6 protein-coding genes are annotated in these 7,234 nt (G+C 69.8%); all 6 read right to left on the reverse strand.

Going from position 1 to position 7,234, the window contains the following annotated elements; genetic code table 11:
• Positions 1-1,527: elongation factor G (gene fusA / locus VNT50_RS07365; RefSeq protein WP_325484460.1), on the reverse strand; the 1,527-nt coding region annotated here is incomplete at its 3' end.
• Between the two features lie 188 nt (positions 1,528-1,715).
• Positions 1,716-2,186 (reverse strand): 30S ribosomal protein S7, encoded by a 471-nt coding sequence (gene rpsG, locus VNT50_RS07370; RefSeq protein ID WP_325484461.1) that lies wholly within the window; start codon positions 2,184-2,186, stop codon positions 1,716-1,718.
• 5 nt (positions 2,187-2,191) lie between these two features.
• Entirely contained in the window at positions 2,192-2,560 is a 369-nt protein-coding gene (gene rpsL, locus VNT50_RS07375) for a 30S ribosomal protein S12 (protein ID WP_091703622.1), read from the reverse strand.
• A gap of 311 nt (positions 2,561-2,871) precedes the next feature.
• Positions 2,872-3,285 carry a hypothetical protein gene (locus tag VNT50_RS07380; RefSeq protein ID WP_325484462.1) on the reverse strand — a complete coding sequence of 138 codons (414 nt, stop codon included), beginning with the start codon at positions 3,283-3,285 and terminating at the stop codon, positions 2,872-2,874.
• Positions 3,282-4,709, reverse strand: a complete 1,428-nt coding sequence (locus VNT50_RS07385; RefSeq protein WP_325484463.1) for a DUF5684 domain-containing protein — start codon at positions 4,707-4,709, stop codon at positions 3,282-3,284. Before VNT50_RS07385 ends, VNT50_RS07380 begins: the two co-directional genes overlap by 4 nt.
• Positions 4,706-7,234: transglutaminase-like domain-containing protein (locus VNT50_RS07390; protein WP_325484464.1), on the reverse strand; the 2,529-nt coding region annotated here is incomplete at its 5' end. The genes VNT50_RS07385 and VNT50_RS07390, both read right to left, overlap by 4 nt.

The raw sequence follows: 7,234 nt of genomic DNA on the forward strand, positions 1-7,234 counted from the left end.
GCCGGTCTGCTTGGAGTACTTCATTTCGCCATCGGCCGGTCGCGTAAGCGTTTCCTTGTATGCAACCTGCGGCTTGCCGACGGTCGCTTCGACGCTGAATTCGCGCTTCAGGCGATCGACGATGATCTCCAGATGGAGCTCGCCCATGCCGGCAATGATCACCTGGCCGGTCTGCACGTCGGTCTGAACCTGGAAGGTCGGATCCTCGGCCATCAGCTTGGCCAGGCCCTGGCCCAGCTTCTCCTGATCGGCCTTCGTCTTGGGCTCGATCGCGACCTCGATGACGGGCTCGGGGAAAGTCATCGACTCGAGCACGACCTGGTGCTGCGAGTCGGAGAGCGTGTCTCCCGTGGTGGTGTCCTTGAGGCCGATGACCGCGTAGATGTGCCCGGCGGTGACGGAGTCGACCGGGTTCTCCTTGTTGGCGTACATCTGGAAGATCTTCCCGATGCGCTCTTTCTTGCTCTTGGTCGAGTTGACGACCTGGCCCCCCGAGTCGAGGTGACCGGAGTAGACGCGGATGTAGGTCAGGCGACCGAAGAACGGGTGCGTCACGATCTTGAACGCCAGGGCCGTGAAGGGCTCCTCGCGGTCGGCGTGGCGCGGGATGACGATCTCTTCGTTCTTCGGGTCGTGCGCCTCGATGGCGGGCACGTCGAGGGGCGAAGGAAGGTAGTCGATGACGGCGTCGAGCATCGGCTGGACGCCGCGGTTCTTGAACGCCGAACCGCAGAGCACCGGGTAGAGCTCGCTGTTGACCGTCATCTTGCGGATCGCGGCCTTGATCTCGGCGACGGTGAGTCCCTCGCCGCCGAAGTGCTTCTCGAGGAGCACCTCGTCGGACTCGGCGACCGTCTCGAGCAGCAGCTCGCGGTACTTGGCGACGACGTCGGCCATGTCGGCCGGGATCTCCTGGATGTCGTACTTCGCGCCCATGGTGACATCACCCTTGGCGTCGCCGGCCCAGACGAGCGCGCGCATCTCGACGAGGTCGATGACGCCGACGAAGTCGTTCTCGGCACCGATCGGCAGCTGGATGACGAGCGGCTTGGCCTTGAGCTTGTTGATGATCGTGTCGACCGTGAAGTAGAAGTCGGCGCCGAGCTTGTCCATCTTGTTGACGAAGCAGATGCGCGGGACGTCGTACTTGTCGGCCTGGCGCCAGACCGTCTCGGACTGGGGCTCGACGCCCTCCTTGCCGTCGAAGACGGCGACGGCGCCATCGAGCACGCGGAGCGAACGCTCGACCTCGACCGTGAAGTCGACGTGGCCGGGGGTGTCGATGATGTTGATCTGGTTCTTGTCCCAGAAGCACGTGACGGCGGCGGACGTGATCGTGATGCCGCGTTCCTGCTCCTGCTCCATCCAGTCGGTCGTCGACGCGCCATCGTGCGTCTCGCCGATCTTGTGGTTGGTGCCCGTGTAGAACAGGATGCGCTCGGTCGTCGTCGTCTTGCCGGCATCGATGTGCGCCATGATGCCGATGTTGCGGACCTTCGTGAGGTCGGTGAGCACGTCTTGTGCCACGGGGCTTGTTCCTTATCTTTCGGTGATCGTGTTTCGATACGCGGCTTCGCCGCTACTCAACAACCGATGAAGTTCTGCTGATGTTTGGAGATGCGGGCGGGAGCGCCCTTCGTCTCGCTTCGCTCGCTCAGGGACCGGGTCCAGGAGATCCGGCCCCTGAGCGAGGCGCGAAGCGCCGAGACGAAGGGTTACCAGCGGTAGTGCGCGAAGGCGCGGTTCGACTCGGCCATCTTGTGGGTGTCTTCGCGGCGCTTGACCGCCGCGCCCAGGCCGTTCGAGGCATCCAGGATCTCGTTCTGGAGGCGCTCGGTCATCGTCTTCTCACGACGGCCCTTGGCGTAGCTCACGAGCCAGCGGAGGGCGAGCGTGTTGGCGCGGTGAGGCTTGACCTCGACCGGCACCTGGTAGGTCGAGCCGCCGACGCGGCGGCTGCGGACCTCGAGCGTCGGGCGCACGTTGTCGAGCGCCTTCTTGAGGGTCGCGACGGCATCCTGGCCGTTCTTCGTCTCGACGCCCTTCAGCGCGGTGTAGACGATCGACTCCGCGAGCGACTTCTTGCCGTCGACGAGGATCTTGTTGACGAGCTGGCTGACGATCGGCGCGCCGTAAACCGGGTCGTTGACGACGGGGCGCCTGGGGGCGGGTCCTTTGCGAGGCATGTTCCTCAGCCCTTCTTCGCGCCGTAGCGGCTGCGAGCCTGCTTACGGTTCTTGACGGCCTGGGTGTCCAGGGCGCCGCGGACGATCTTGTAACGGACACCGGGCAGGTCCTTGACACGACCGCCACGGACGAGCACGAGCGAGTGCTCCTGGAGGTTGTGGCCCTCGCCGGGGATGTACGCGGTGACCTCGGTGCCATTGCGGAGCTTGACACGGGCGACCTTGCGCATCGCCGAGTTCGGCTTCTTGGGCGTGGTCGTGTACACGCGGGTGCAGACGCCCGCCTGCTGGGGGTTCGACTTCAGGGCGGGTGCCTTGGTCTTGGCGACCTTGGGCGAGCGTCCCTTGCGAACCAACTGCTGAATGGTTGGCACGTTCTCTCCTTGTTGTGCTGCACGGTGACAGCGTTCGTGGTCTCTCCCCTGCGCTTCGAATCTTTCGATTCGTTGCGCTCGGGTTCACGTTGATCCACCGGCGCGACACAATGAGTGGCGCGAGTTGTGTGGTGGATATGCCGTGGGGGTGTCCTGTTCGCAGGCATGTCCCCGAGATGTGGTGCCGACGACCCCGACCGTGCCGAGGCACAGCGCAGGGCGCGCGTGGGCGCACACCCGATCAATCATACGCGGGCGGGGCAAGCTTGGTCAAACCGCAGGACGGCGGCGACGGCGCTCGGCAGCGTCGCTCAGCCGAGCCCCGAAACGAGTGCCACGAGCAGGGCGGCCGCGGTCGCCATGACCGCGAGCGCGACGACGACGAGCGTCGCGGCGCGCAGGCGCGCCCGGGAGCGGATGGCGTGGCCGACCTCGCCGGCATCCTGCGGTTGCTGGGGCTCCGTCGGCGATCTCTCGCTCCGGGGCACGACCACGGGCGCGGGCGTCCGGATCGGGATCGGGTCATGGGCCGCGAGCGCGTCCGGGCGGAATGCGACGCGACCGCCGATGCCGGCCGGCGGGTCGGAATCGGCATCCGCGCCCTTCGTCGGTGCGGGCGCCGCCGCGGGCGCGCGCCGGGCGCTGCGGCGCACCCGGATCGTTTCATCGTCCACAGTGTCGTCGTCCGGCGGGTCGCTCCCCCGCGCCGGGGGATCGGGCGTCATCGGCCCTCCGACCTCGCCAACCGCAGCTCGGCGTCGCCGAGGAGGAACCGCTCGCCCACGCGCTCCGGAACGCCGGGCGTCGCCTCCGACTCCGACCCGTCCTCGCGGTAGATGATCACGCCGTTGGTGGAATCGAGGTCGACGATCAGCCACTGCTCGCCCTGCAGCTCGAGCCGGGCATGCGTCTTCGACATCGTCCGGGTCTCATCGGATATGGGAACGAGCTGCGCGTCGGGAAAGTCGGGATCTGCAGACGGTCGCCGCCCCACGATGAGGGCGTCGCTCGTCACGGCGATCGGGGCCCCGAGGGGCGGCGTCAGCACCCAGCTGGGACGGCGCCTCGCGACGACGATGGTCTCGTCGAAGGCTGCGCCGGCGTCGGGGATCTCTGCTTCGTTGTGCTGCGCGGAAACGGAGCCGCGTGCGGCGAGCGGCTCCCCGAGGGCGGGTGCGCCCACGACCGCGGATACCTCCGCCGACGTGTCGAAGTGACCATCGGCGTTCGCTGCCCACGACGACCGGCGCAGGGGGGCGGCGGGGGGCGTGATCGGCTCGATCACCGGAGGAGCCCACGGGTCCGCCGACGCAGCAGCCCTGCCGAGCCCCGGCACCGACGACACCGGCGAGGGCGGTGCGGAGCGCGAACCGCCGGTGCCGTCGTCATCGAGGTCATCGAAGACCGGGTTCACGCCGATCGCCGTGGAGCGGAACGCACGCCGGCGCGGCGGCCCGGATTCCGGCTCGACGACGGGCGGAGGTGCGAACGACCACGGGTCGGCGGGGGCGTCGTCGGGCGTGCCCTGGTAGCCCGATCGCCGCGAGAGGGGCGCTGTGGAAGCGCCGTAGCCGGGCGCGACGGATGCCGGAGGAAGGGAGGGTGCCGTGGGAAAGGCCGGCGCCGCCGGAAGAACGGGGGGCGCGGGCGGGCGGGGGGGCACAAACGGGTCGGGGCTGTACATCGGGGAATACGCCGGCTGTCCCGCGGGGCGAGTCGGTCCGGCCACGCGCGCGTCGAGTGCATCGGGCTCGCCGCGCCGCACGGGACCGCTGTGGGGCTCGCCGTGCTCACCGAGCCATCGCGCGGGTCCCCAGCCCAGGATGCTCGTCCATACCGGCACGAGCAGAACGGCGAGCACCGTCATGCCGATGCCCGCGCCGAACGAGCGATTCACGCGGTACGCGACGACGGCGAAGACGGCAAGCAGCGCGAGCGTTCCGACGATCGGCACCAGTCCCAGCAGCAGGAACCAGGCCGACATGCCGCCCAGGCGGAACAGCACGATCGCGTTGAGCACGGGCACCCACGCCCGCCACTCCTCTTCGCCCACCTTGCGGAAGATCGCCGAGAGACCCGCCGCCACCCACAGGTAGAGGATGACGACGACGGGGATGGACACCACCGTCCAGACCACTGGATCGTTCATGATGCGCGCGCGACGTCGCCGGTGCGACGCCGCGTCCTCCTCTCACTGCGAACGGCAGACGGGGTGCGTCCGCGCACGGGGTCCGCCGCCATCCAGCGTACGAACGACTTCAACGATACGGCCGCAACCAATCTGCGCCACACGGATGCCTCCTCGCGGAAGCGATCCCGCTCCTCGTCGACGAGCGCCCAGAACTCGAGCGACTCCTGCTCGGTGAGCGGTTCGCCCGAGAAGACCGCGCGATCGGCGCTCGATGCCATGGTCGCCGCACGGGGCGTCGCGTACTGCGAGGCGAGCTCGGTGCGCGTCTCCGCGCGCGGGGCGGGCCGGCCGTGGTCCACCGCGGCATCGACGTACTCGTCCCATCCCCCGACGACGCGGTTGGCGGCATCGCCGTTTCGCCGGCGGGACCGGCGGCGCGCCGCCTTCGCGCCCACGACGACCAGGAACGGCCCGAGCCCCACCGCCAGGGCGAGACCGACGACCGCCACCACCCGCATCACCGCCCAGAAGGCGGAGAAGTCGAGCGGCACGTCCTCCGGCGCTTCGTCGTTCACGGTGTCGCGCTGCGCGGGGTCGGGAGCGCTGATCTCCTCGGCGGTCTCGGGGCGCACCTCGGTGACATTCTCCGGGTCGCGCTGGCGACGCGCGTCGCTGTCGATGGGCTCTTCGTGCTGGGGCGTCACATCGACGGGCACCCAGACCCCGTCCGCAGATTGCACCTCGATCCAGGCCGAGAGGTCGCGCCCGCGACAGGCACCTTCCGGACACGTCACGACGCCGGCCTCGGGCGCGAGCCGGACCCCCACCACGACCCGGGAGGGAAAGCCGAGCTGCTGCGCGATGAGCGCACCCGCGACGGCGAACTGCTCGTCGTCGCCGACCCCGGCGACGAGGGAGGCGTCGGGCCCATCGGGCGCGGCATCCGCACTGCGATCGAGCAGCTGCCGGAACAGCGCGTCGATGCGCGCGAGCGAGTGCCCGGCCGCGCTCGGCTGGAAGATGTAGTCGCCGAGGTCGCTCGCCCAGGCGGGCGCGGCGTCGGCGGGGGCGGCGAGGCTGTGACTGAGGTACCCGCGGGCGCGCAGCCGGGAGATGGCCTCCGCAAGACCCGCGCCGTCCGCGCTGACCCCCTGCTCATCGAGCCACCCGGCAAGGCTCACCGGCACATCGAAATCGAGGCCGGGCGCTCCCGGGGCGGAGATCTCGGAGAGCTCAGGCACCTCGGGGACGACAGCCTCGAGCACGTAGCCGTCGCCGGGAGCGAGCCCTGCTCCCGCGGTCTCCACCGCAGCTGCGGTCGCCTTGTTGTAGTAGAAGGCGTCCTGAAGGGCGGTCGCATCGGGGCCCTCGAACGTCACCTCCTCGAGATGACCGACGGTCGGCATCCAGATGCCGCCGAGAGTCTCGATGGTGATCCGGACGTCGATCTCTTCGCCCGCCGGAGCCGTCAGCCGAGACGGCACGCGCGTGAATCGAGCGTCGGCCGTGCTCGATTCGACATCCAATGCCCGGTAGCGCTCCCCGTCGTACGACGTGAGTGCGGCGATGCGGATGCGGTCGGGCATCGCGCCGAGCGCCTCGATGCGGAACAGCACGTCGTCGACGGTGTCGTCCGCGAAGTGCGCGCGGTATTCGGACAGCGGGCTCGTCGCTCTCGTGATGACGAGCTCCGGACCCGTGCTCGAGCGCAGCACGTCGCGTGTCATGCCCTGCGCGGCCAGTGGCCCCAGTGCCGCCGCGGCGACCGCGGCGACCGCGAGCATTCCCGCCGCGAGCACGATGCCCCGCCGGTCCGAAGCCGTGCGACGGCGCGAGATGCGCACGCCCGTGGCGACGGCCGCCCGGCGGAGCGCCTGCCGACGCTGATTGTGGGACCGCCACGCCAGCCAGACGAGGGAGAGGATCAGCGTGGCCGCCCCGATCAGCGTCTCCTGCGGCGCCCGGATCGTCCAGGGGCCGAGGGCGAGAGGTTCGCTCGTGACGGAGCGCCCGAAGGCGAGGCCGAAGAACACCATCCCGCTGCAGACGACCGCGGCCACCGCCGACGCGGGCTGCCTCGACCACGCGAATCGCAGTCCCACCAGCGTTCCCACCAGGAAGACGACGATCGCGGGCATCAGCAGGTTGCGGTAGGTGCCCACCGGGAGATCGACCGTGATGAGGTCCTTCCACCCGGTCACCGTCCCGAGCAGCGCGTCGCCGAGCGCGGTCGGCACCTGGGCCGGCCCGATGGGTCGCGTTGCCAGCAGCACCAGAGCGCCCAGCAGGATCGTCGCGCCCGCCGCGACCGCGGCGGTGAGGAGCGCCGACCACGATCGCAGGCGCGAGACGGCCGCGACGACGGCGGCGGCGAGCGCCGCGACGCCGACGACCACGAGGAACCAGTTCGATCGGTAGATCGGCCACGCCGCCAGGGCGGCCACCAGCACCAGGGCCGCGACGTAGAGGGTCCCACCGACGATGCGCGCGGGCGGCCACTCGAACCGGATCACGACTGGATCCCCCTCAGGAGCAGGGCGGGG

Source organism: Microbacterium sp., from assembly GCF_035554235.1.
GTDB lineage: Bacteria > Actinomycetota > Actinomycetes > Actinomycetales > Microbacteriaceae > Microbacterium.

Coding starts and splice junctions, on each gene's coding strand:
- rpsG (WP_325484461.1), bottom strand. CDS start 2,186: ATGCCTCGCAAAGGACCCGCCCCCAGGCGCCCCGTCGTCAACGACCCG.
- VNT50_RS07380 (WP_325484462.1), bottom strand. CDS start 3,285: ATGACGCCCGATCCCCCGGCGCGGGGGAGCGACCCGCCGGACGACGAC.
- VNT50_RS07385 (WP_325484463.1), bottom strand. CDS start 4,709: ATGAACGATCCAGTGGTCTGGACGGTGGTGTCCATCCCCGTCGTCGTC.